The organism is Bacteroidales bacterium, from assembly GCA_021157585.1.
GTDB lineage: Bacteria > Bacteroidota > Bacteroidia > Bacteroidales > UBA12170 > UBA12170.
Genome location: JAGGWH010000103.1, coordinates 20,844 through 46,476, shown reverse-complemented (window position 1 = coordinate 46,476; position 25,633 = coordinate 20,844). Strand labels below are relative to the sequence as shown.

Annotated in this window: 17 protein-coding genes and 1 tRNA gene; 15 read left to right on the top strand and 3 right to left on the bottom strand. The window is 34.0% G+C overall.

Annotated elements, in window-relative coordinates:
* The first annotated feature begins 19 nt into the window (after window positions 1-19).
* The 5 genes from ftsZ (at window position 20) to J7K39_07110 (ending at window position 5,425) form a co-directional block, all read left to right on the top strand.
* Entirely contained in the window at window positions 20-1,570 is a 1,551-nt protein-coding gene (ftsZ, locus tag J7K39_07130) for a cell division protein FtsZ (GenBank protein ID MCD6179659.1), read from the top strand.
* A gap of 75 nt (window positions 1,571-1,645) precedes the next feature.
* On the top strand, window positions 1,646-2,095 hold the full coding sequence (locus J7K39_07125) for a GatB/YqeY domain-containing protein (GenBank protein MCD6179658.1): 450 nt from the start codon (window positions 1,646-1,648) through the stop codon (window positions 2,093-2,095).
* A 73-nt stretch (window positions 2,096-2,168) separates the two neighbouring features.
* Window positions 2,169-2,241 (top strand) — tRNA-Pro (locus tag J7K39_07120).
* Window positions 2,242-2,352: 111 nt separating this feature from the next.
* Window positions 2,353-3,801, top strand: a complete 1,449-nt coding sequence (locus J7K39_07115; protein ID MCD6179657.1) for a sodium/proline symporter — start codon at window positions 2,353-2,355, stop codon at window positions 3,799-3,801.
* 10 nt (window positions 3,802-3,811) lie between these two features.
* Window positions 3,812-5,425, top strand: coding sequence for a hypothetical protein (locus J7K39_07110; GenBank protein MCD6179656.1), 1,614 nt, complete (start codon window positions 3,812-3,814; stop codon window positions 5,423-5,425).
* A 148-nt stretch (window positions 5,426-5,573) separates the two neighbouring features.
* On the opposite strand, the gene J7K39_07105 is transcribed toward J7K39_07110, so the two are convergent.
* A complete protein-coding gene (locus J7K39_07105; GenBank protein ID MCD6179655.1) occupies window positions 5,574-6,521 on the bottom strand; it encodes an MCE family protein in 948 nt (315 codons plus the stop codon).
* Window positions 6,522-6,646: 125 nt separating this feature from the next.
* On the bottom strand, window positions 6,647-7,747 hold the full coding sequence (locus J7K39_07100) for an N-acetylmuramoyl-L-alanine amidase (protein MCD6179654.1): 1,101 nt from the start codon (window positions 7,745-7,747) through the stop codon (window positions 6,647-6,649).
* Window positions 7,748-7,885: 138 nt separating this feature from the next.
* Between J7K39_07100 and J7K39_07095 the strand changes: the two genes are divergently transcribed.
* The 3 genes from J7K39_07095 (at window position 7,886) to J7K39_07085 (ending at window position 13,392) form a co-directional block, all read left to right on the top strand.
* A complete protein-coding gene (locus J7K39_07095; protein MCD6179653.1) occupies window positions 7,886-10,594 on the top strand; it encodes an LPS-assembly protein LptD in 2,709 nt (902 codons plus the stop codon).
* A gap of 76 nt (window positions 10,595-10,670) precedes the next feature.
* Window positions 10,671-11,060, top strand: a complete 390-nt coding sequence (locus tag J7K39_07090; protein MCD6179652.1) for a RidA family protein — start codon at window positions 10,671-10,673, stop codon at window positions 11,058-11,060.
* Window positions 11,061-11,229: 169 nt separating this feature from the next.
* A complete protein-coding gene (locus J7K39_07085) occupies window positions 11,230-13,392 on the top strand; it encodes a S46 family peptidase (protein ID MCD6179651.1) in 2,163 nt (720 codons plus the stop codon).
* A 116-nt stretch (window positions 13,393-13,508) separates the two neighbouring features.
* Here J7K39_07085 and J7K39_07080 read toward each other — a convergent pair whose 3' ends face one another.
* A complete protein-coding gene (locus J7K39_07080; GenBank protein MCD6179650.1) occupies window positions 13,509-14,396 on the bottom strand; it encodes a YitT family protein in 888 nt (295 codons plus the stop codon).
* A gap of 317 nt (window positions 14,397-14,713) precedes the next feature.
* Between J7K39_07080 and J7K39_07075 the strand changes: the two genes are divergently transcribed.
* The 7 genes from J7K39_07075 (at window position 14,714) to J7K39_07045 (ending at window position 25,621) form a co-directional block, all read left to right on the top strand.
* Entirely contained in the window at window positions 14,714-15,640 is a 927-nt protein-coding gene (locus J7K39_07075) for a type IX secretion system membrane protein PorP/SprF (GenBank protein ID MCD6179649.1), read from the top strand.
* Window positions 15,641-15,712: 72 nt separating this feature from the next.
* On the top strand, window positions 15,713-17,152 hold the full coding sequence (locus J7K39_07070) for an SUMF1/EgtB/PvdO family nonheme iron enzyme (GenBank protein MCD6179648.1): 1,440 nt from the start codon (window positions 15,713-15,715) through the stop codon (window positions 17,150-17,152).
* Window positions 17,153-17,187: 35 nt separating this feature from the next.
* The gene (gldL, locus tag J7K39_07065) at window positions 17,188-18,249 is read left to right on the top strand and encodes a gliding motility protein GldL (protein ID MCD6179647.1); all 1,062 of its coding nucleotides are present in this window, start codon (window positions 17,188-17,190) and stop codon (window positions 18,247-18,249) included.
* Window positions 18,250-18,285: 36 nt separating this feature from the next.
* Window positions 18,286-19,929 (top strand): gliding motility protein GldM, encoded by a 1,644-nt coding sequence (gene gldM, locus J7K39_07060; protein ID MCD6179646.1) that lies wholly within the window; start codon window positions 18,286-18,288, stop codon window positions 19,927-19,929.
* 8 nt (window positions 19,930-19,937) lie between these two features.
* Complete coding sequence (gene gldN / locus J7K39_07055) at window positions 19,938-20,813, top strand: gliding motility protein GldN (protein ID MCD6179645.1); 876 nt, start codon at window positions 19,938-19,940, stop codon at window positions 20,811-20,813.
* A gap of 79 nt (window positions 20,814-20,892) precedes the next feature.
* The gene (gene recG, locus J7K39_07050; GenBank protein ID MCD6179644.1) at window positions 20,893-22,998 is read left to right on the top strand and encodes an ATP-dependent DNA helicase RecG; all 2,106 of its coding nucleotides are present in this window, start codon (window positions 20,893-20,895) and stop codon (window positions 22,996-22,998) included.
* Between the two features lie 163 nt (window positions 22,999-23,161).
* On the top strand, window positions 23,162-25,621 hold the full coding sequence (locus tag J7K39_07045) for a phenylalanine--tRNA ligase subunit beta (GenBank protein MCD6179643.1): 2,460 nt from the start codon (window positions 23,162-23,164) through the stop codon (window positions 25,619-25,621).
* The last annotated feature ends 12 nt before the right edge of the window (window positions 25,622-25,633 follow it).

Genomic DNA, 25,633 nt, shown 5'->3' with positions numbered 1-25,633 from the left:
ACTTTAAAAGAACCTTACTATGTTAAAATTCGATTCGCCTAAAAATCAATCAAATATCATCAAAGTCCTTGGCGTTGGTGGTGGTGGTGGAAATGCCGTAAACCATATGTTTAAACAAGGAATTAAAGATGTCGATTTTCTTTTGTGTAATACGGATAATCAGCATTTGGAAGATAGTCCTATTCCAACAAAAATTCAATTAGGTTCAAGCTTAACCGAAGGTAGAGGCGCAGGATCAAAACCTGCTGTTGGACGAAATGCTGCTATAGAAAATATTGAAGATATTAAAGAGTTGTTAAGCGATAATACTAAAATGCTTTTCATAACTGCCGGAATGGGTGGTGGAACAGGTACAGGAGCAGCTCCTGTTATTGCAAAAGCAGCTAAAGAGTTGGATATACTAACTGTTGCCATTGTTACTTTGCCATTTGCTTTTGAAGGTAGAAAACGTACAGAATTAGCAAAAGAAGGAATAGAAGAACTGAAAAAATATGTAGATACCATTCTTATTATAAATAATGATAAACTACGCGAGTTGTTTGGTAACCTTTCACTTTCTGAAGCCTTTAGTCAGGCCGATGATGTGTTAACAACAGCCGCCAAAGGAATTGCAGAGATTATTACTGTTACAGGATATATTAACGTTGATTTTGAGGATGTTAAAACAGTGATGAAAAATAGTGGAGTAGCTATAATGGGTGCGGGTAAAGCCGAAGGCGAAAATAGGGCTACATTAGCAACAGAAGAAGCTTTATCATCTCCATTACTTAACGATAATGATATTGAAGGTGCTAAAAATATGTTGCTGTATATTTCGTCCGGTGATGAAGAAATTTCTATGGATGAAGTTTCGGAAATTACAGAAATTATTCAAGATCAGGTGGGTAGCGAATGCGAAATTATTTGGGGTAGTGGAAGAGATTCATCTCTCGAAAAAAGTATTAGTATAACATTGATTGCTACCGGTTTTGATCGTCCATCATCCGTAGAGAAAGTCTCTTTAGTAAAAAAAGTGACTCAGCTAAATGGAGAAACAGTAAGTCCGAAAGCGGTAGTAAATACAGAAACTGCTGTTGAAACTGTTAATGAGATTGAGCTAATAGATAGATCTAAAAGTTCTGAAACAACAGCATCAGCAGAAAAAAAGATATTTAATTTAGAAGATACTAAAGAAAATGTTAAAGATGTTAGTAGTTTCGACTTTGAACCTAGTAAGGAACTTATAATCCGCGAAATAGAAAGTCAGCCGGAAACATTTATTAATGATGATATAAAAGCCGAAGCTATTGATAAAGAGGTAAAAGTAGAAAATATAATTCCCGAAGTAAAAAAACCGATTCAAGATAATAAACATAAAGAGAGACTAAGAAAGTTGCGTGAGTTATCCTATACCGGTAAGCAAAACATTGATGAAATGGAAAATATACCTGCGTATAAGAGAAAAAATATCAGCCTCTCCAAAAATATTCCGTCTGAAGACTCTGAAGTTGCGCGTTTTACGCTTTCAGACGGGAAGGATGGACTAGAAATAAAATCTAATAATAAGTTTCTCCACGACAATGTAGACTAGTATTTACCCATAATTAAAGAAAACCCGGGAAACCGGGTTTTTTTGTACTTTTGTAATTCAAGAAAAATAAAGGTTATGAGTTTAGAAATACAAATAAATACCGACATAAAAACAGCTATGTTGGCTAAAGATAAAAAGACTTTGGAAGCTTTACGTGCTATTAAAGCAGGGCTTTTGCTTATTAAAACAGGTGGAGATATTAATTCTGAAGAAATCCCAAAAAGTCTTGAGATTCAACTTTTACAGAAATTAGTAAAGCAACGTAAAGAATCTGCTCAAATGTATGCCAAAGAGCGTCCGGAAATGGCCGAAGATGAACTATTTCAAGCAAGCATTATCGAAAAATATTTACCTGAGCAAATGAGTTTGGAAGAAATAAAATCTAAGGTAGAAGCAATAGTTTCGGAAATTGGTGCTTCTTCAATGAAAGATATGGGTCGCGTTATGGGAATGGCTTCTAAAGCATTAGCAGGCAAAGCCGATAATAAAACTGTTTCTTCAATTGTTAAAGAACTTTTGGGATAAATAAGCTCTTATTTTTTAATTGGCTATTTACAAATTTTCATAAATTTGCAGTCTTAATTAGTATTAAATAAAGCGGGGTGTGGCGCAGTTGGTAGCGCACTTGACTGGGGGTCAAGGGGTCGCAAGTTCAAGTCTTGTCACTCCGACAAAAAGGCAACTGTTAATTAACAGTTGCCTTTTTTTTGATAAAAACGTTTCATCTTTTATCTAAATTCATAATTATTTTACCTTTGTTTCTATTCTCAAAATAAACACTTATGCTTGTAGTATTCGTACTTTACTTAACAGTTTTAACGGCGATAGTTATTTACTCGGCAAAAAAATCAAAATCTAATGCCGATTTTGTTTTAGGTGGAAACAAGATTTCAGGAGTTTCTTTGGCAATTTCCGAAAGGGCTACCGGAGAATCGTCTTGGTTGCTACTTGGCTTAACCGGTCATGCTTTTATAGATGGTTATAGTACTTTATGGGTAGCTCTTGGTTGTGTTATCGGTATTGTTTTTATTTGGGCATTTATGGCAGAACCTCTACGAAAACTTACCGAAGAAACAGGAGCTCTGACAATAACATCGCTTTTTACTAAAAAATTTCCCGGCTCAGAAAAATCAATAGGTGTTTTGTCGGCATCAATAATTGGATTTTTCTTTCTCTTTTATATTGCTGCTCAATATAGTGGAGCAGGAAAAGTGTTTCAAGAAGCTTTTGGTATGGATCCGTTATGGGGTATGATTCTTGGATCGGCTATGGTGACATTGTATACTATGTTAGGTGGATTTATCACGGTAGTTGCAACAGATGTTTTTCAGGGTATTTTAATGATTGTCACATTGATAGTTCTTCCAATAGTTGCCTTGTTTTTTATTACCTCAAATAATATTGATATTGCAAATGCCTTTTCTCAAGCTAGTCCGGAATATGTTAGTTTAACTGCCGGGAAAAGTGGCTTTGCGGCTGTTATTTTAATTGTAAGTGGAATGAGTTGGGCATTTGGATATACCGGTCAACCACAGCTTTTAGCACGAATGATGGCTCTTAAAGATTCTAAAGACGCCGTTACTGCTAAGTGGGTAGCTATTGTGTGGACTCTATTGGCTTATGTTGGTGCTTTTGGAATAGGGATTATTGGTTTTGCCTTGGTAAAAGATGGTGTTTTGGGAAATAGTGCAGCCGTTCTTGCTAAAGATGCAGAACAAATATTACCTGTAATGGTAATGTTTTTATTAACTCCCATTTTAGCTGGAATTCTCCTTTCAGGTGCTGTTTCGGCAATGATGTCAACAGCATCTTCGCAGTTAATGGTTTGCTCGTCAGCCGTTAGTGAGGATTTATTTCAAGATCTTTCTAAAAAGAAACGTAGCCAAAAGCAGATGCTCTGGATAAATAGGTTATTGGTAGTTACTGTTGGTATAGTTGCTTTTTTTATTGCGCTTTGGTTTTCCGATACCGTTTATGGTTTAGTTTCATATGCTTGGGCCGGCATTGGTTCTTCTTTTGGACCGGCTGTATTATTGCTTTTATTTTGGAAACGCTTTTCTAAAGCCGGAGTTTTTGCTTCTCTGATAGGAGGGACTACTTCTGCTATTATTTGGAAGAATTTTTTAGCAGAACCTAGTGGAATATCTGAAAGATTAGGTAGTTTTGTCGTTGCTTTTACATTGGCTGTTCTTTTCTCGCTATTATTTCCGAAAAAAGAAACTGTCGTTTAGCTTTTCGATAATGATAAAAACAAATCGTATACTCTTTATTTTACTTATCTCATTCGTGTTTCTGACTCAAGGTGTTGCTCAGGAAGAAGCTCCTACCAAGAAAATAGATATCCGTAAGGCTACTGTTGGAATTTATGATAAAACATTGGGTGATAATGTACAACGACTAATAGGTGATGTGGAAGTAGAACACGAAGGCTCTGTTTTATGGTGTGATAGCGCATATCTTTACGGAGATAAAAATAGTATTGATGCTTTTGGTCACGTACATATTCAAATGAATGACACACTTCATTTGTATGGCGATAAATTATATTATGATGGGAATACTCGTATTGCTGAAGTACATCAAAATGTAAAATTGCTTGATACTAAGCTTACACTTTATACCGATGAGTTAAAATATAGTCGTAACGAAAAAGTAGGGGAGTACTTTGTTTGGGGAAAAGTAGTGGATTCGGCAAATGTATTAACTAGTAAAAGAGGGTTTTATTATACCGAGGCTAAAGAAATTGTTTTTCGTGACAGCGTGGTATTGGTAAATAAGGATTATGTCTTAAATACCGATTCATTAAATTATCATACTCAGTTTAAAACTTTGGATTTTAGTGGTCCAACAACTATAGTTGGCGACAGTTCGTATATGTATGCCGAATCGGGTTTTCATAATACTCAAAATGATTTTACTCGTTTGATTAAGAATGCTTTTATGCAAGATAAAGCCAATACTTTGCAGGGCGATAGTTTGTATTATGATAAAGTTACAGGAATTGCAGAAGTGTTTGAAAATGTACAGATTACCGATACTGTTCAGCATATGGTAATAAAAGGAAATTATGCAAACTATAGAAAGAAAGAGCAATTTGCTTTTGTGGTGGATAGTGCTTTAGCTATTTTAATTGATAATCTTGATTCTTTATTTATTCATGCCGATACATTAAAAGTTTTGCTCGATTCTACTAATAAAGTAGAACGATTGTTGGCTTATCGTCATATGAAATTCTTTCGCGATGATTTTCAAGGGATGAGCGATTCTCTTGTGTATCAAATGAAAGATTCTACCGTATATTTTTATAATGAGCCTGTTCTTTGGTATGAGGGTAATCAGTTTAAAGCTGATGAGATTCAGTTGGTGACTCACGAGGGAGAGATGGACTCGGTCGTGTTTAAGAAAAATGTTTTTCTCGTTTCTCAAGATACTATCGATCCTAAATATTTCAATCAGATTAAGGGAAATACTATGGTGGGTTGGTTTATTGATAATGATCTACGTAAGTTGCGCATTGAAGGTAATTCAGAAACAATATATTTTCTTTGGGAGGAAGACCAAACGCCTATTGGCATGACTAGAATTGCTGCAAAAGACATGCTTATTTATATGAAAAATAATCAGTTGGAAACCATTACTTATAAGGAAGAACCAAAAGCTAAACTCTATCCTCCCGATGAAATTCCAGCTGATCAGTTTAAGCTCAATGGTTTTTTGTGGTTAATGGATAAGCGCCCTTTGACGAAAGAAGATATTTTTATTTGGGAAGGGAATGGAGGTGAAAACTCAGAAAAGAAAAAGCCGGAAAATCCTTTGGTTGAAAAAATTCAAATCCCTGAAAACTTGGAAAAGTAAAGGTCTGAAGGTCAGGGGACTGAAAGTCAAGAGCTTAAAAATTTAAAATAGACGTTCTGACATTAGATGTTCCGACATTCCGCTATTAAGACATTAGACATTGAGACATTCGACGCTCGACATTGAGACATTCAACATTTCGGCCGTCTTAAAACAAACTCAACTTCACATATTTCTTAGGATGTAAGCGAATATCTTCTAAAAGAAGATTTAAATCACGTGAAGACTTTTCTAATTCGATATAAAGACTATCATTATTAATAAGCATTCCCATACTTCCCTCGCCTTTATTTATTTTCTCCATAATTTGGCTGAAGTCACTCATCGATTTATTTACGCTACTTAAAGTTTCGGCAATATTAGCTTTTACCAAATCATCACTTAAACTGTTGAAATTAGTAATTATACTTGTAAGCCTTTCGTTATTGTTTTTAAAATTACTGGTGATAGATTCCAGATTTATCATAATTTTTGAGGCTCTCGATTTTTCATCGCTAATAAAACCATCTACATTCTGAATTAAGCTATCAGTACCTTGTAATGTCGATTGTAAATGAGTGATACTGTTTTTCAGGTTTCCCACTTGCTCCTTATTTAGAACGTCATTCAGGCTTGTTAAAACGTCTTCAATACTGGATAAAACAATTTCTGCTCTTTTTTTGAGTGGTCCTACCGTTCCTTCAACTTGCTCAGATAATGTTGCTGCTAATTTGGAAATAAGTGTATCTCCGTTTTGTGCCAGTTCTGTCGAAGATCCTAGATTCAAATTAATGGCTTTAGTTCCCATTAAATCAGTACTTAAAATTTCGGCACAACTGTTTTTGGGAATAGGAAAGTCGTGATTTAGGGTTAATTCAACAATGATATTTCCATTTAGAGAAGGGTCGAAACTTATTTCTGTTACTTGTCCAACTTGCATGCCGTTAATGTAAACAGGATTAGCTTTTCCTAATCCGCTAATATTCTGGTAAACAGCATAAAATATATGGTTGTTAGATAAAATATCCTTACCCTTTAAAAAACTATAACCCCAAATTAACAGGACAGCTCCTAAAATAAAAATGGCTCCTGTTTTTGTTTCTTTAGAAATTTTCATATTCAGTCTTAGACTTTTTATTACTGCAAAGATGCAAAATAATTAAGCTAATAATGCTCACCATGATTAAACTTTTAGTTAAAAAAAGCTAATGAAGGGTTAGTTTAGCTTATTTTTTTATAAATCTATTGTCCACTTAATTTTCTTCCTTTAGCAATACTTATTCTCTGGCCATTGTAAAGTGCAATAACAAAAGCGTCTTTAAAGCCGGCTTTTCTTATTTCGGTTTGAAGGTTTATAATTTCATTATAATTGTGAGTGTCGCCACTGGTGTAACGGTACATTCCTTTGTAGAAATATGTTTTTATATCAGGAAGCTTGTTATATTTTTTGCCTGTAAGTTTTTTTTCGGTAGCTAAACTTAAGAATTGTACTCTAAATGATACTTTTTCGTTCTTTTTGCTATTAATATTTGTATTAAGTGTTCTATCTGTAGTTTTGCTTAGTTTTTGCAGTTCTAAAGCATCATGTTTTGTTTTGTAATCTTTTATAGCATTATAAATGGCTTTTGCCATTTGATTTTGTCCCTTTTTTGATAATAAATATGCTTCATCGATAGGATTACTCAAAAAACCTAACTCTATTAAAATTCCAGGCATTGTAGTTTTATATAAAACCCAAAAGCCGGCAGATTTAACTCCTCGGTCTCTTACAGCAGTATTTCTTTTAAATTGTGACTGAACAGTAGTTGCTAAATCTAAGTTTTGTGATTGGAAACTGTTTTGGAAAAAGTTAAAAATAATATGATTTTCCGTTGAGCTGGGGTCAAAGCCTTCATAATTAATCTTATAGTCATCTTCCAGTAAAATAGCTGAGTTTTCTAACATAGCTACTTCTAAATTTGCTTCGCTTTTATGCATTCCCATAACATATGTTTCTGAACCTTTTGGTTGAGAAGATGTGTTACTATTGCAATGTATAGAAATAAATAAATCGGCTTTACTGTTATTAGCAATTTTTGCACGAGTATTTAAAGGAATAAAAACGTCGGTTTTACGTGTGTAAATAACATTTACGTCTTTTAAGTTCTCATTGATTAGTTTCCCTGTTTTTAATGCAATAGATAGTACAATATCTTTTTCTCTACTATGTTTTCCTGAGGCTCCGGGATCTTTTCCACCGTGTCCGGCATCAATTACTATACGATCAACTAGATTTTGACTTTGAGTGTCAACGCTATAGAGTGTAAGAAAAATGATAAGAATGAGAGGTAAATCACTAAAAATAGAGAAATAACGATTATTTTTTTTTAAAATGTCTTTCATTTTTTTAACGCTTTCTTTAGCTTAGGTTTGTTTATTTTCCTTAGTTTTGGTGCTAAAATTATTGAATAAGAAGCTTCTCCTAAATAGATATAGAACAAATTGTTAACGTTTTTATCAACAAGATATTTTAAAACCTGGTTTTGTGCATTTGCATTTATACTAAGTTTAACTGCAAACATTGCGTTTGGAGAGTCATTATTATCTTTTGATAATGATAATCTATTATCTGATTATCAGAATATTCAATCTGACAGTTTAATTGAAAAAGCTGCTTTTAATAATAAGGAGGTGTTAGCAGATAGTTTGAATGTTTCCTCAAATATAATCCAAAGTGACAGCCTTTTATCCGATAGTCTGAACGGCTCTCCTAAGTCATCGTCTTTAGACGGTATAGTGGAATATAATTCAAATGACTCTTTACGATTCGATATAAAAAACCATAAAGTTTACCTTTTTAAAAAGGGAGTTATTGATTATGGAAAAATTAATCTAAAAGGAGATTATGTTGAGATTGATTTTAATAAGAGTGAGATTTTTTCGGAAGGAGTTGAAAATGAAAAAGGAAAAATAGAGGGGGCTCCTATATTTAAGGAAAATGATAAATCGTTTGAATCCAAGAAATTAAGATATAATTTTGATACTAAAGTAGGTATAATTACCGGGGTTAAAACAGAAGAGGGTGATGGCTTTCTTTTAGGTGATAAGATTAAGAAAATGGCCGATGATGTCACTTATATACAAGGCGGAAGATATACAACCTGCCAACTTCCACAACCTCATTATGCTTTTCGCTTTAAGAAATCGAAGGTAATACCGGGGAATATGATTATTACCGGTCCGGTTGTTTTTGAAATAGAGGGCGTTCCTACTCCCTTAATTTTGCCGTTTGGTTTATTTCCTAATCAAAGTGGGAAAAGATCAGGTGTATTGGTTCCAACATACGGACAGTCTACCAAACAAGGGTATTACCTTATGAATGGAGGATACTATTGGTCTATAAGTGATTATTTTGACCTTAGTTTAAAGGGAAGTATATATACAAGAGGGAGTTGGTCTTTAAATCCTAATGTTAGATATGTGAAAAAGTATGCCTATTCAGGATCGTTTAATTTTAAATATGCTATTAATATTTTGGGAACTGAAGGCTCTCCTGATTATAAACGTTCTCGTGATTTTAAAATACAATGGTCACATAATCAAGATGCAAAGGCAAGACCTAATAGTAAATTCTCTGCTAATGTAAATATTGTAACCAGTACATTTAACCAGTTTGAAATAAAAAATACATTTGAAAGTAAGCTTACCAATACTTTTCAATCCAGTATAAACTATTCTACTAACTTTAATAAAAAGTGGTTTTTAAATGTCAACTTAGGTCATAGACAAAACACAAGAAACAAAAGTTTTGAATTAACTCTGCCTGAAATTTCTCTTTCGGGAACACAATTTTACCCTTTCCGTAAAAAAGGAAAAGTGGGTAATTTAAAATGGTACGACAATATTTCATTAAAGTACAGTATGTCGGCTCGTAATACAGCACTTATGCCTGATAGTATGTTGTTTCAACCTAAAATGATGGCTTATTTTAAAAATGGAATGCAACACAAAATTCCAATTTCAAGTACTATTAAACTGTTGAAATATTTTACCTGGACAAATAGTGCATCGCTAACATCGCGATGGTATATGCAATCTTATCATAAATCATTTGAAATAGAAAATATTACTGAAGATGGAACCGTAGAGGGAATAGTTGTTTCGGATACTATTAATGGATTTAAAGCGGCAAATGATTATAGCATATCCTCAAGTCTTAATACTCGTTTGTACGGAATGTATTCCTTTGGGGAAAATTTCCCTGTTCGAGCCATCCGTCATGTTCTAACACCTTCGGTATCGTTTACTTATCGTCCGGATTTTAGCGATGAGAAGTATGGCTATTATAAGTCGTATTATGATGCAGCAAGAAAGGATTCTATTCAATATTCCATTTTTGATGGTGCTATTTACGGAGGACCTATGGCAGGAAGGTCAGGGAGTATAAACTTTAACATTTCAAATAATTTTGAGATGAAAGTTAGAGATAGAAATGATACCATTACGGGTACAAAAAAAGTTGTTTTGATTGATAATCTGACATTATCTACCAATTATAATATGGCTAAAGACAGTTTGCGTTGGGCTCCTTTAATTATTAGTGCCAGAACAAAACTATTTAAGAATTTGGATTTACGCTATTCCAGTGCTCTTGACCCATACATTTTAGACTCTGCAGGAACACAAAATTTAAACCGGTTTGAGTGGGATGTAAACAAAAGAATTTTCCGTTTGGATAATGCCAATTGGAGAGCGGGTATAAATCTGCGCTTAAATAATGAAACTTTTACTAAAAAAGATAAAACACAAAAGGGAGGAAAATCAGAAAAGGGAGACAAGAAGAAAGCTGCTGCTAAGCCAATAATGCCATGGAATATGTCGATTAGCTATACATTTCAATATGTAAGTAATCATAATTATGTGGCTTATGTTTTAGATAAGGAGACTAAAATTATTCAAACACTCGGCTTTAACGGGAGTGTGCAATTAACACCTACTTGGAAAGTAAGTGTTCGTTCGGGTTATGATTTTCAAAATAAAAAGCTGTCTTATACTTCTTTAGATATTTATCGCGATTTGCACTGTTGGGAAATGCGTTTTAGTTGGATACCTCTTGGAACTTGGAAGAGTTGGAATTTTGGTATAAATATTAAATCGTCGATGTTTAAAGATTTAAAATTAGAAAAGAAAAAATCGCATTTGGATAACTAGGCTTTTCCGACTTGCTCAATTTTTATTTTCGTATTCTTTTGATAATTTCGCATATTCATAAACTAAATATTTTACCATGAAAAAAATTATTTATACAGAAAAAGCACCAAAAGCTTTAGGTCCGTACAGTCAAGCTGTAGAGGCAAACGGAACCTTATATATTTCGGGTCAAGTACCTATCGATCCGTCTACAAATAAATTAGTCGAAGGTGGCATTACAGAACAAACTATTCAAGTAATGAAGAATATTGCTGCAATTTTAGATGAAGCAGGTTATAGTTTTACGGATGTTGTTAAATCAACTTGCTTATTAAGCGATATGGCAAATTTTGCTGCTATGAATGAAGTTTATGGTTCTTATTATACTGAAAATTATCCTGCAAGAGCAGCATTTGCTGTTAAAGAATTGCCTTTGAGTGTGATGATTGAAATAGAAACTATAGCTGTTAAGTCAGTGAAACTATGATTTTAATTTTAAAATCATTTAGCTGAACTGATCCCGAGCTAAAGTCGAGGGATCTCAAAAGTTTATTCCTTTTATCCTTGTCGCACAACGGAAATAAAAAATATATTGTGTACCTGATAATCAAACTGTTAGGTGCTTAATTAAAGTGTTTAAATAAAATCTTTTGATTATGAAAAAAATAATAATTGTTCTTTTTGTATTTCTCAGTCTAGCAAAAATAGATTTATATGCAAAAGAAGGGATGTGGGTTCCTCTGTTTTTGCAGCAGCTGAACGAAGCTGAAATGAAAAAGATGGGCTTAAACATTACTGCCGAAGATATTTTTAGTATTTCGAAGGCTAGTCTGAAAGATGCCGTTGTAATTTTTGGTAGAGGTTGTACGGGCGAGGTAGTTTCGGATCAAGGCTTGGTTTTAACCAATCACCATTGTGGTTACGGTGCTATACAAAATCATAGTTCTATAGATCATGATTATTTAACAGATGGTTTTTGGGCTATGAATAGAGAGGAAGAATTAGCCAATCCGGGTTTAACAGTAACTTTTTTAGTGCAAATGCGCGAAGTAACCGATTCCGTTTTGATTGGTGTTACTGAGGATATGAAAGAAGCCGATCGTCAAAAGCAAATCAATAAGAATATCAAGCAAATGATTGCTGACGAACCTATTGTTGAGGGAAATAGAGTCATTATTAAGCCGTTTTTTAGCGGTAATCGTTATATTCTATTTGTATACGATGTGTTTACCGATGTTCGTTTGGTAGGTGCTCCTCCTTCTGATATTGGGAAATTTGGTGGCGATACCGATAATTGGATGTGGCCACGACATACAGGTGATTTTTCTGTTTTTAGAATTTATGCTGATAAGAATAATCGTCCTGCAAAATATTCTAAAGATAATGTACCTTATAAACCTAAAAAGCATTTAAGCATTTCTTTAAAAGGAGTAAAAAAAGACGACTTTACTTTTATTTTTGGCTATCCGGGAACCACTAAAGAATACCTTCCTTCTGATGAAATAAAACTAATCACGGAAGTAGAAAATCCTGTTCGTATAAAGATGCGTGGTTTACGATTAAATACAATGAAAGCCGCTCAGAATGCCGATCCAAAAGTGCGTATTCAGTATGCGAGAAAAGTAGCATCTATTGCAAATGGTTGGAAAAAATGGCAAGGAGAGAATAAAGGAATTAAACGTTTAGATGCTATCGCTGTCAAGCAAAATCTTGAAGAGAATATTCAGTCTTGGGTTGATGCTGATACAGATAGGAAAAGTAAATATGGTGATTTAATTCCGTCGTTCCGAAAACTGTATGCCGATATGACCCCGCTCCGTTTAAAATATCAATATTATCGCGAAGCAGGTATGGGAATAGAAATAGTAAGTTTTGCCAATCAGTTTAGAGGCTTAGTTAATCTAGTAAATGAAGATAATCCCAATGCGGAAAAAATAAAAAAGGCAAGTGAAAGATTAAAGGCATACACCAAATCTTTTTATAAGAATTATGTTGTGGCTATTGATGAACAAATAGCTGCAGATTTGTTAAAAGAATTTGCAGCCGCTTATCCAAGTACTGAACTTCCTCAAGCTTTACAAGATATTCAGCTGAAATATAAAAGTGATTTCACTGCCTTTTCTGCTAAAATGATGAAGAAGACTTTGTTTGTTAATCAAAGTATTGTGGAGGATTTTTTAAATAATCCAACAAAAAAAGGAGCAAAGAAAATGACCAAAGATCCAGTTTTTGTTTTGGCTAAGTCTTTTAGTGATTATGGACGTAAAATTAGTGAAGAAATTAGAGATTTGGAGTATCAATCCATTGCCTTACGTAGAAACTATATGAAACTACAAATGGAATACGATACTGAAAAGGTTTTTTATCCGGATGCAAATTTTACTATGCGTATTGCCTATGGTTTTGTTGATGATTATAAACCCAGAGATGCGGTTAAATATGAATTTTTTACAACTTTAGATGGGATTTTAGATAAAGAAGACCCCGATATTTATGATTATGTTGTAGAGGATAAATTAAAAGAATTGCATAAAAATAAAGATTATGGTCGCTATGCAGATGCAGATGGAAGTATTCATGTTGGATTTACTGCTTCTAATCATACGACTGGTGGAAATTCAGGAAGTCCTGTTTTTAATGCCGATGGACAATTAATAGGTATTAATTTCGATAGAAACTGGGAAGGAACTATGAGTGATTTAATGTACGATCCTGATCAATGTCGTAATATTTCGCTCGATATTCGCTATTGTTTATTTATTATAGACAAGTTTGCCGGAGCAGGTCATTTGGTTGATGAAATGACTTTGGTGGAATAAAAAAAAGAGCTGTAAAATAATTTGCTTCTATCCTGATCATGTTGAGCGCAGTCGAAACATCTCTTGCTACTATTGGAGAGATTCTTCTCCGTCAGTCGACGGATCGGAATGACTTTTTATTCGGTATCCTTAAGTGGTTTAAAACCTTCGCCTAAAATCTCGTTTGCATTAAGGACTGTAAGAAAGGCATTGGGATCAACATTATGAATAAAATCCTTCAATATAGCCAGTTCACGGCGGTTAACTACCGTAAAAATGATGGATTTATCAGAGCCGTTATACATGCCTTCACCGTTTAAAATAGTTCCTCCTCTATTTAAATCGGTCAGTATTTTATTTCTTATGGCTTCATGTTGCTCAGAAACTATAAAAAGTGTTTTATCATAATCTAATCCTTGAAGAACCACATCAATTAGTTTTCCGCTAATAAAAATAACAATCCAGGAATAAAGTGGAATCTCCCATTTCCCAAATGCGGCAAGTCCAAGCAATACAATAGCCGAATCTACCATAATCATCAATTGCCCAATAGGTAAATGTATATATTTAGCAAATATCATGGCTATGATATCTGATCCTCCGGAAGTAGCTCGCGATTTAAAAACAAGTCCCAAACCAAGACCAATTAATACTCCCCCAAATATTGCCGACAGTAAGGCGTCGTTTTCAACTAAAGGTTCGTAACCATAAGTCCACTCTAATAGAGAAACCCAAATAGAAGTGGCTAAAAAACCAACTATTGTTTTGATACCAAAACGAGGCCCTAAAATCTTGATGCCTAGTATAGTGAGTGGAATATCCATTGCTAGAGCCGTTAAGCCAATTGGAAAACCAAAAAGGTGATGCAAGATAATGGCAATACCATAAACGCCACCTGGAGCAAGTTTATAAGGGCTTATAAAAAGCACGAATCCTGCAGCCATAATAAAGGTGCCAATCAAGATTAAAGAGTAGACTTTGAACCACTCTTTTGATAAGAATTTTTCTTTTGTTATAAAGGCCATTTTGATGTTAATTTAAAAATGGCTGCAAAAGTAAAAAAATAGAATAGCTTGCTTAACACTAAACAATAAAAAATAACGTTAATTCAATGTTAAAAACAAAGTAAAAATTGATACGATATAAAAGTGAATTTTTTTCCCCAATTATTCAAAGAGTTATTTTGATCTGCCAATAGTTGAAACTATATTCTGTAAAAAGAGTATATATGTATATAAAATTGCATTTAAGAACTTCTTGAAGCCAAAAAAGGCATAAACAACAAGGGAAAAAATGTTACATTTACGGCTTTTAAATCGTGTATAAAATTTCTTATGAATATATGACTAAAAGGCTGAAAATAATTGCTTTTTTCATTGGTGTGATTTTTTTGGCTGGAGAAGCGAAAGCTCAACAGGAACAGACTTTTACGCATTTTATGTTTCAGCAAGCAGTATATAATCCTGCTTTTGTTGGAAGTAAGCCGGATATTCAGTTAAACGGATTGATGAGGCAGCAGTGGGTAGGAATGTCCGGTGCTCCCGAAACGTTCTTTGTAAATATACATGCTCCATTAAGCTTTTTAAAAGGAGGTGTTGGTGCCACTATTATTAACGATCAAATAGGACCTTTTTCATCAACGGGTTTGAAATTGGCTTACGCTTATAGAACTAACTTTTGGCAAGGTAAATTAAGTATAGGGCTTAGTGTAGGTTTAATTAATAAGGCAATTAATTATTCTTATTTTAATGTGCAAGACGATCCTCTGCTTATTGGGACTGACGATGAAAGCGGTATGATTTTTAATATGGACTTTGGTCTTTATTATGAGGAAAAAGGTCGATATTATATTGGCTTGTCAACTACCCAGTTAAATCAAGGGACTATGGTTTTAGAAGGAGGGAAAATATCTCTAACACGCAATATTTATCTTCATGGAGGCTATTTTTTCGCTTTACGTCAACTTCCTCGAATTACCTTTCATTCTTCTGCAATGGCTGTTTATACAGCCGGAGTTCCTATTCAAATAAATCTTGGAATAATAGGAGAATACAATAAAAAGTTTTGGGGTGGCGTTACCTATAGGAGTCAAAGTGCCATTGGTTTATTGGCAGGGTTATTTTATAGGCAATTTAGTGTTGGTTATGGATACGAAATTAATCTTACGCCACTAAAAAATGGGGGTTCACATGAGTTAATGATTGGGTATCGTTTTTTAATTGAAATAGAAAAAGGAAATAAGAGTTATAAAAATACAAGGTATTTATAGAAAATTAATATATTTGTGTTAGATTTGCTATGTTTTCTGGTATTAATCTAAGACCAATAAGACTACTTAAATATGAAAAAATTATTTGTTTATTTGTTTGTGATACTTGCTTTCTCGGCTTGTAAAAATTCAGGCAAAGGAGAATTAATTGGCGTTCAGAAAAGAACATCTTTTTATCAATCAGCACCTTATGGGATGGCTTTTGTACCCTTAGGTTCTTTTACAATGGGTGCCAGTGATCAAGATGTTCCCTACGCACAAGTTCACGAGCCAAAAACTGTTTCTGTGCAATCATTTTATATTGATGAAACGGAAATTACTAATAATGAGTACCGCCAGTTTGTAAACTGGGTGCGCGATTCAATAGCTCGAACAATGATAGCCGAGAAAAGTCCTGAGTTAGCAAAAGAGTACAGAACTCTGTATAAAGACGATGATCCTGAAACAATTACTGAGGATGAGTTGAAAACACGACCAATTAATTGGGATACTAAACTCGATTGGGAAGTAACTGATGCTGTTGATCCCGCTAATCCGGATCCTAATGCTCAGGCTTTGTTGGAAGAAATGTTTATTCCCGATAATGAACGCTTTTATCGACAAAAACAAATTGATTCTCGAAAATTGGTGTATGAATATTTTTGGATTGACCTTTTAGCGGCTTCTAAAAAAGAATACCATCAAGATAATAGAGGATATGCCATTTATGGTTCTGATCTTCCAAGTGATAGGGGTGGTTTTGCGAATCGCCCAACCGGTTTTAAGGATAGAAGTGTATATATTCGAACAGAAAAAATTAACATTTATCCTGATACCTTAGCTTGGATTCATGATTTTGCATATTCATACAACGATCCGATGGCAAAAAATTATTTTTGGCATCCAACTTACGATAATTATCCCGTAGTTGGAGTTAACTGGAAACAAGCAAAAGCTTTTTCATATTGGCGTACAGAATTAATGAATGCTCATCTTTCCAAAAAAGGTCGAGTTGCCGTTAATGAATTCCGTTTACCCACTGAAGTTGAATGGGAATGGGCTGCTCGTGGAGGTTGGGATATGAATCCTTATCCTTGGGGAGGTCCTTATTTAACTAATGATAGAGGTTGCTTCCTTGCAAATTTTAAACCGCAACGTGGTAATTACGTTGCTGATGGTGGTATTCAGACTGTTATTGTTGCCCATTATCCTGCAAACGACTGGGGATTATATGATATGTCCGGTAATGTTGCAGAGTGGACTTTAAGTGCTTATGATGAATCATCTTTTAACTTTTCTTGGGATATGAATCCGAATTACGAATATAATGCTCGTGAAGAAGATCCTCCTCAAATGAAGAAAAAAGTTATTCGTGGTGGTAGTTGGAAAGATATTGGTTACTTTTTGCAAGTAACTGCTCGTCAGTATGAATATCAAGATACTGCAAAATCGTATATCGGTTTTAGATGTATGCAAACTTATCTTGGCCGAATGTCCGGTGATTCAAAACATGCTTCGGAAGTATATAGATAATAAATCCATTTAAAAATTAACAAAACCATTGAATTATGAATTTAGAGGAATTAACTAGAAGTAAAGGCTTTAAAAATTTTATGGCAAAGCTTTACGGTATAGGTGCAGCTGTAGTTATTATTGGGGCTTTATTTAAAATTACTCATATCCCTGGAGCTAACGAAATGCTATTTGTTGGGTTATCCACAGAAGCTGTAATCTTTTTCTTCTCTGCATTTGAACCTCCACATGTTGAACCTGATTGGAGTCTGGTATATCCTGAATTGGCTGGTATGTACCATGGTATGGATGTTATGGGCGATGATGATTTTCCTAGTTTTCTGGATGATGAGGAAGAAGAAGATTTATCTGTTTCGCAACAACTCGATGGTTTGCTTTCGGAAGCCAATATTGATGGTGCCCTTATTGAAAGTTTAGGCGAAGGGTTAAGGAATTTAAGTCAAACAGCCAGTAATATTAATCAAATGGCCGATGCTGCTGAAGCTAATACTGTTTTTGTAGAAAATGTTAAAACAGCTAGTTCATCTGTAAGCAACTTAACTTCATCTTATGAAAAAGCTAGTGAAGTATTAGGTCAAGATATTGAAGCTTCGGAACAATATCATGCTAATATTTTGGGAGCAAGTGAAGCCGCTTCTTCTTTATCATCAGCTTATGGTAAAGCCGCTGAAACAATGAATAATGATTTGGCCTCTTCAAGTGAATTTTCTAATAAAGTTCAAGAAGCAGCTAGTTCAGCTAGTACCTTAGCAGAAGAATATAAAAAATCAATCGATATTATGCGTCAATCGGCAGAAGCATTAAATTTTACTGCTGTTGATGGTATTAATTATAACGAGGAATTACAAAAGATATCAAGTAATTTGTCAGCATTAAATGCCGTTTATGAATTACAACTACAATCGTCTAACGAGCAAGTTGAGTCAACAACAAAAATTCAAGAATCTATGACACAATTTTTAGATAACTTGAATCGTTCAATTGAAACAACAGCTCAATATCAAGAAGGCGTACAATCATTAACGAAAAATGTGGAAGCGATGAATAAGGTATATGGCAATATGTTGTCTGCCATGACTGTTACACCACAGGTTTAATTATTATTTACGCACTTGAGAAAAACAAAATAGCTTATGGCAGGATTTAAAGAAACGCCGCGGCAGAAAATGATTGGAATGATGTATTTGGTACTAACAGCTATGTTAGCACTAAATGTATCTAAAGAAATTTTAGAAGCCTTTAGAATCGTAAATGAAAGTTTGGTAATTACAAATGAAAATTTCACATCTAAAGTAAATTCAACATATCAAGAATTTGAAAAACAATACAGTCTTAATCCGGATAAAGTAGCACCTTATTGGGAAAATGCCCAGAAGGTTCGTACAATTTCAAATGCTTTTATGAGCTATCTTGATAGTGTTAAGTATAATACCATTATTCACTCTGAAGGAATAAAAGTTGGAGGAGAAGATGGTATTACTTATGATTCTCTTAAGAAGATAACTCTCAGAGATATTAAAAAGATTGATGACTATTCTAGCCCAACACACTACCTAGTTGGTAGTTCTGACCTTGATAAAGGCGAAGGCTATACTTTGGAAAAAAGAATTAACCAATATCGTGAGGACTTGCTTTCTTTTGTTCCGGAAGATAGACGTGCTTCATTTAATATAGGTCTTATTACAGAAGGTAAATTTATACAAGCTGATAAATCGACTACAACTGATTGGGTATATTATAATTTTAATCATACAATTTTAGCTGCTGATATTACAATTTTTAATAAAATAGCAGCAGAAGCAAGAAATGCCGAATTTGATATTGTAAATTATTTGGCTCAGGATATTACTGCTAAAGATTTTAAGTTTAGCAAAATAGAAGCAAAAATAGTAGCTCCCTCTGCTTACGTTTTTCAAGGTGATGAATATAAAGCAGAAATATTTGTGGCTGCCGTTGATGAAAAGAATAATCCAACAGTTGAGTATAAAATGGGGGCATCCGAATGGCATGATGATTTTGCGTCAAACGCAAAGCTTATTGTGGGCGATAGTGGAATAGTACATATGAGTATTCCAACTCGTGGTTTGTCTCCCAAAGAATATGCTTTTGCCGGTAGGATTATTATTTTAGATCCAACCGGAGAAAAGCAATATTACACTTTTTCCAATAAGTTTACTGTTGCTCAACCTTCAGCAAATGTATCTGCTACTAAAATGAATGTATTTTATCGTGGTGTAGATAACCCTATTAAAATATCTGCAGCAGGTATTCCGGAAAATAGGATTGATTATAAAATTAGTGTTGGGAAAATAAAGAGAACCCCCAAAGGTTTTATTGTTGATGTAAGCAATACATCTTCTCATAGTGAAACAACTATTACTATCTATGCTAAAGGCGAAAAAAATACCCGTACTAAGTTAGGGGAACAAGTATTTAGATTAAAGAACTTACCTCTACCTATCACATACATAAGAGGAATGACAAAAGATCAGAAGATTACTAGGGGAGATATTATTGCCGGCCCTTATCTTTTGTGTGATCTTCCTGAAGATGTTAATTTTGAATATAAGTATGAAGTTCTGAGCTTTAGCATGAGAGCCTTTAAACCGAATGGGGAGGTTTATAATCTTGCAGGGAATGGTTTTAGGTTAACAAGAGAAATGATAGATTATATACAAAAAGCACGTAGAGGTACTGATTTAGTTTTTAAGAATATACAAGTTAAAGGTCCGGAGAAGAATAGTACAGTTCCTTCAATGGTTATAACGCTAAAATAATTTTTATAATGGAAAAAAATATATTAAAATATCTATGGATTTTTGTTTTCAGCTTTAGTATATCTGTTTCTGCTCAGGTTATTGGGGGAAGCTCGCAGAACGCTGTAAATACACCAAGAGATAATGTGTTTGATGAGATTCATGTAGAATTTAAAAAACCCGTCCCTTATCCTCCATTGCGTCAAGCTGATGTGATTTATAAAAAGCGTATTTGGCAAGTTATCGATTTTCGTGAGAAAATGAACCAGCCTTTTTATTACCCTATTAAAGCACATATTGGATGGAAAAGTTTTATAGCAACTATACTGGATGCGTTAAAAGCAGGAGAGTTAACAGCTTATGATGATCGTGTTGATGATGAATTTACGGTTCCTCTTACTTGGGATGATATAAATTATAGACTTAATGGTTCTATGGTTTTAAAAGATTCAACAGATCCTGCCGGAAATGTAATTAAACAATTAGAAACATACCCTGAAAAATATCAGGATGGTGAAGTTGTTAAGTTAAAAGTTAAGGAAGTATGGTATTTTGATAAGCAACGCTCTCAAATGATGGTTCGTATTTTGGGCTTAGGTCCTGTTAGAGAATATATTGATGCTTCCGATGGAAAAAAAGTATCGAGTCAGTTATTTTGGATTTACTTCCCCGATGCCAGACCTGTATTGGCTAAGTCGGTAGTATTTAATCGTAAAAATGGTGGTGCTCGCTTAACTTATGATGATGTATTCTGGAAAAGACTTTTTTCTTCTTTTGTATATAAAGAGGAAAATGTTTACGATCGTGAAATTTCTAAATATGTAAGAGGAAAAGATGCTCTATTAGAGTCTAATAGAATTAAAAGCGAAATATTTGAAATGGAACAAGAAATGTGGGAATATTAGTCTGCTCAATATAAACTTAAAAGAACTCCGCATCTGTGGAGTTTTTTTTTGCCTTTTATTTATTATTTTTGTTTTGTAAATGGATCAATTTTTGAACACTCCCATAAAATTTGTAAAAGGTGTTGGACCTGCAAAAGAAAGTAGTTTCAAAACAGAATTGGGTATTCATACTCTGGGAGATTTACTCTATTATTTCCCTTTTCGTTATATAGATAGAAGCAAAATATATACTATTCGCGAGATACGCGAGGATATGCCATTTGTCCAGATTAAAGGAAAACTTTTTAATCTTCAGACTTTAGGTAGTGGGAGGTCGACACGTCTAAGTGTTACTCTTAAAGACGAAAGCGGTCAGATTGAATTAGTGTGGTTTGCCGGAATTAAATGGATTAGAGAGAAATTGATATACGGTAAGGAGTATCTCGTTTTTGGGCGACCTACGTTATTTAATAAACGTTTTAATATTACTCATCCCGAAATAGAACTTATTGATACTGAGAAAAAAAATGTTGTTAACATTAAGCTTCAGCCATTTTATAATTCATCTGAGAAATTAAGTCGTCGTGGTCTCGATTCTAAGGGTATTGCTAAGATAATTTACTCTGCTTTGAAATTAAAAAGTGGAGTAATTACAGAAAATTTACCTCCATCATTACTCAATAAGTATCGTTTTGTTTCTCGCGAACAAGCAATATATGCAATTCATTATCCCGAAAATCTTAAGCAACTCGAATCTGCAAGAAAACGCCTTAAACTTGAAGAATTATTTTTTCTTCAGCTCCGATTGTTAAAGCAAAAGTTGATTAGAACAGAAAAAATAAAAGGACACATATTTACAAAAGTTGGTGAAAAATTTAACCGATTTTATTCTGAGAACCTACCTTTTGAATTGACTAATGCTCAAAAAAAAGTGATGCGTGAGATAAGAGTAGATATGAGTTCCGGCAAGCAAATGAACCGGTTGTTGCAAGGTGATGTAGGAAGCGGCAAAACATTAGTTGCTTTGTTGGGGATGCTTTTGGCTGTTGATAATGGGTTTCAAGCTTGTATGATGGCCCCAACAGAAATTCTTGCTTATCAGCATTATAACGGTATTTCAGAGTTCCTAGATGGTTTAGGTATTGAGATTGAATTGTTAACGGGTTCCACAAAAACAAAAAAGCGTCGGGAAATACGTGAGGGTTTGTTAAGTGGAAAATTGAATCTGCTAATCGGTACCCATGCTTTAATTGAAGATGCTGTACAATTTAAAGAATTGGGCTTTGTGGTTATTGATGAACAGCATCGTTTTGGCGTTGCTCAACGGGCAAAACTTTGGCGTAAAAGCATTATTCCTCCTCATATTTTGGTAATGACTGCTACTCCTATTCCTCGTACTCTGGCAATGACTTTATACGGCGATTTGGATTATTCTGTAATTGATGAGCTGCCTCCCGGAAGAAAAGCAATTAAAACACATCATTTTTATGATAAGGACAGATTGAAAGTTTTTGGATTTATGCGTCAGCAGATTAAGGAGGGAAGACAAGTTTATGTTGTTTATCCTCTGATTAAAGAGTCAGAAAAGCTTGATTTAAAAGATTTAGAGGATGGCTATGAAAGCATAGTTCGCGACTTCCCGCGTCCAAAATATCAGGTCAGCATATTGCATGGAAAAATGAAGCCTGCCGATAAAGATTTTGAAATGGCACGTTTTGTAAATGGCGAAACTCAGATAATGGTCTCAACTACAGTAATTGAAGTAGGAGTTGATGTGCCTAATGCTTCGGTTATGGTTATAGAAAATGCAGAGCGTTTTGGGCTTTCGCAATTACATCAGTTGAGAGGTAGGGTAGGACGTGGTGCGGAGCAGTCGTATTGCATTTTAATGTCGACTTATAAATTAACAGCAGACGGTAAAAAGCGTTTGCAAACAATGGTTGATACAACAGATGGATTTGAGATAGCTGACGTTGATTTAAAATTGCGTGGTCCCGGAGATATGCACGGCACACAACAAAGCGGAATACTTGATCTTAAAATTGTCGACTTAGTTAAAGATGAGAAAATACTTAAGTTTGCAAGAGAGAAAGCCATTGAATTACTTCAAGCAGATCCACATCTTGAATTGCCGGAAAATAAACAAACAGCTTTAGAACTTCAGAAAGTAGAAAATAAAGGTAGAAACTGGATAGAAATTAGCTAGTATTTCCTGGTTTTTTAGTAATCGAACTTACTCAAGTAACTTCCATTGTAATCCTTATTTGGTCTCGAAAAAATTACTAATTTTGCAGTCGAAATCTGTAAAAATTGAATTCTAAATTTAGAGCTCAATTTGCTGCTAATCATATTAAAAAAAGAAAATACAAATGAACTTATCCTATAATTGGTTAAAAAAATATATTGCATTTGATGTAACACCGGAAAAATTAGACGAAATATTAACAGATTGTGGTTTGGAAGTAGAAAAGATGGAGCGCGTGCAATCTATTAAAGGTGGACTAGAAGGCATTATAATTGGAAAAGTAATGAGCTGTGAGAAGCATCCAAATGCAGATACACTCAGCATTACAACTGTTGATATAGGTAACGGTACTATTTTGCCAATTGTTTGTGGTGCTCCTAATGTTGCTGCCGGACAAAAAGTCCCTGTTGCAACTGTAGGAACAACTTTATACGATGGAGATAATACATTTAAAATAAAAAAATCTAAAATTCGTGGAGAGGTTTCCGAAGGAATGATTTGTGCTGAAGATGAGCTTGGATTGGGAAGTATGCACGATGGAATTATGGTTTTGGATGATAGTGCTGAGATAGGTTCATATGCTAAGGATTATTTTAAAGTTGAAGACGACTATCGCTTTGAAATTGGTCTAACTCCCAACCGTTCCGATGCTACTTCTCACATTGGATCTGCTCGCGATTTAGTGGCTGTTTTTAATCAATTATACGGGAATCGCGATAGCAAATTAATTCTTCCGGATGTAACTGATTTTAAAATTGATAATACCAATCTCGATATTGATGTTATTGTAGAAGATACCGAGGCTTGTCCTCGTTATTCAGGACTCACTCTTTCTAATATTGAAGTTAAAGAATCGCCAGAATGGCTTAAAAATGCTCTAAAAACTATCGATATTCGTCCAATTAATAATATAGTTGATATTACAAATTTTGTAATGTATGAAACCGGACAGCCTTTGCATGCCTTTGATGCAGATGCTGTTACAGGAAACAAAGTAATAGTTAAGAAGTTAGATAAAGGAAGTAAATTTGTTACTTTAGATGAAGTTGAGCGTGAGCTTTCTGCTAATGACTTAATGATTTGCAATGCTCAAGAAGGAATGTGTATTGCCGGCGTTTTTGGAGGATTAAGTTCCGGCATTACTAAGAAAACAAAACGAATGTTCCTCGAGAGTGCTTATTTTGAGCCAACAGGAATTCGTAAAACGGCTAAATTTCACGGATTAAAAACTGACGCTTCTTTTCGTTACGAAAGAGGTGCCGATCCAAATATTACCACTTATGCACTTAAAAGAGCGGCTATTTTAATTAAAGAATTAGCAAATGCTGATATTAGCAGTGAGATTAAAGATGTTTATCCAAACAAAATTGAACCTTGGCAGGTAAGTATTAAATATTCAAATGTTAGTCGTTTAATTGGAAAAGAGATTCCGGTAGCAACAATAAAGACAATATTAACAGATTTAGATATTAAAATTCTTGAAGAAACAGAAAACGGATTACTTCTTGAAATACCAACATTTAAAGTTGACGTTACTCGCGAAGCAGATATTATTGAAGAAATTTTGAGAATTTACGGATATAATAATATCGATTTCTCCGAAAGTGTTCATTCAGCACTTTCCTATGGTAAGAAACCGGATAAAGAAAAGCTTCAAAACCTGATTTCCGATTATTTGTCTAATAATGGTTTTGCCGAAACCATGAATAACTCTTTAACAAAGAGCGTTTATTATGAAAATAATCCTGACTTTGATGCTCTTCAAAGTGTTAAAATGTTAAATCCTCTCAGTAGCGACTTAAACATTCTTCGTCAATCATTAATGTATGGAGGTTTAGAAGTTGTTCTTTACAATATTAATCGTAAAAATCCCGATCTAAAGATTTATGAATTTGGTAAGTCTTATAAGTTGGTAAGCCCTGATGCAGAGAAAGTCGAGAAGCGCTATTCAGAAGAAAAACATCTGTCTTTACTAATGACGGGTAAAAAAGCTCCTGAATCTTGGTCAAATAAAGCCGATAAAGTTAATTTTTATGATTTAAAACAAGCTGTTCAGCATATTCTTAAAAAGCTTCAATTCAACCTGTTAGCATTGTCGGTGGATACGGAGATTAAAGAATACTTTTCTGAAGGTTTACGTTTTTCGTTTAATAATAAGCCATTGGTTGAATTTGGCGAACTTAGTCCGAAAACATTAAAATCATTTGGAATAAAACAAGCCGTTTTTTATGCCGATTTTAATTGGCAAAATATTTTGAAGGCGGTTAAGCAATATGATATTCAATTTAAGGAAGTCCCTAAATTTCCTGTTGTTCGTCGAGATTTAGCTCTCGTTTTGGATAAAACAGTTAAATTTGAATCTATCGAAGCTTTAGCTTATAAAGCAGAGAAGAGAATTTTAAAATCGGTAAATTTATTTGATATTTACGAAGGGAAAGAATTAGGTGAAGGGAAAAAATCGTATTCTATAAGCTTTTTGCTGCAAAATTCCGAAAAAACATTGAATGATAAACAAATTGATAAGATGATGAAAAGGTTTATCCAGATGTTTGAAAAAGATTTAGGAGCAATTATTCGGCGATAGTCATAAAATATT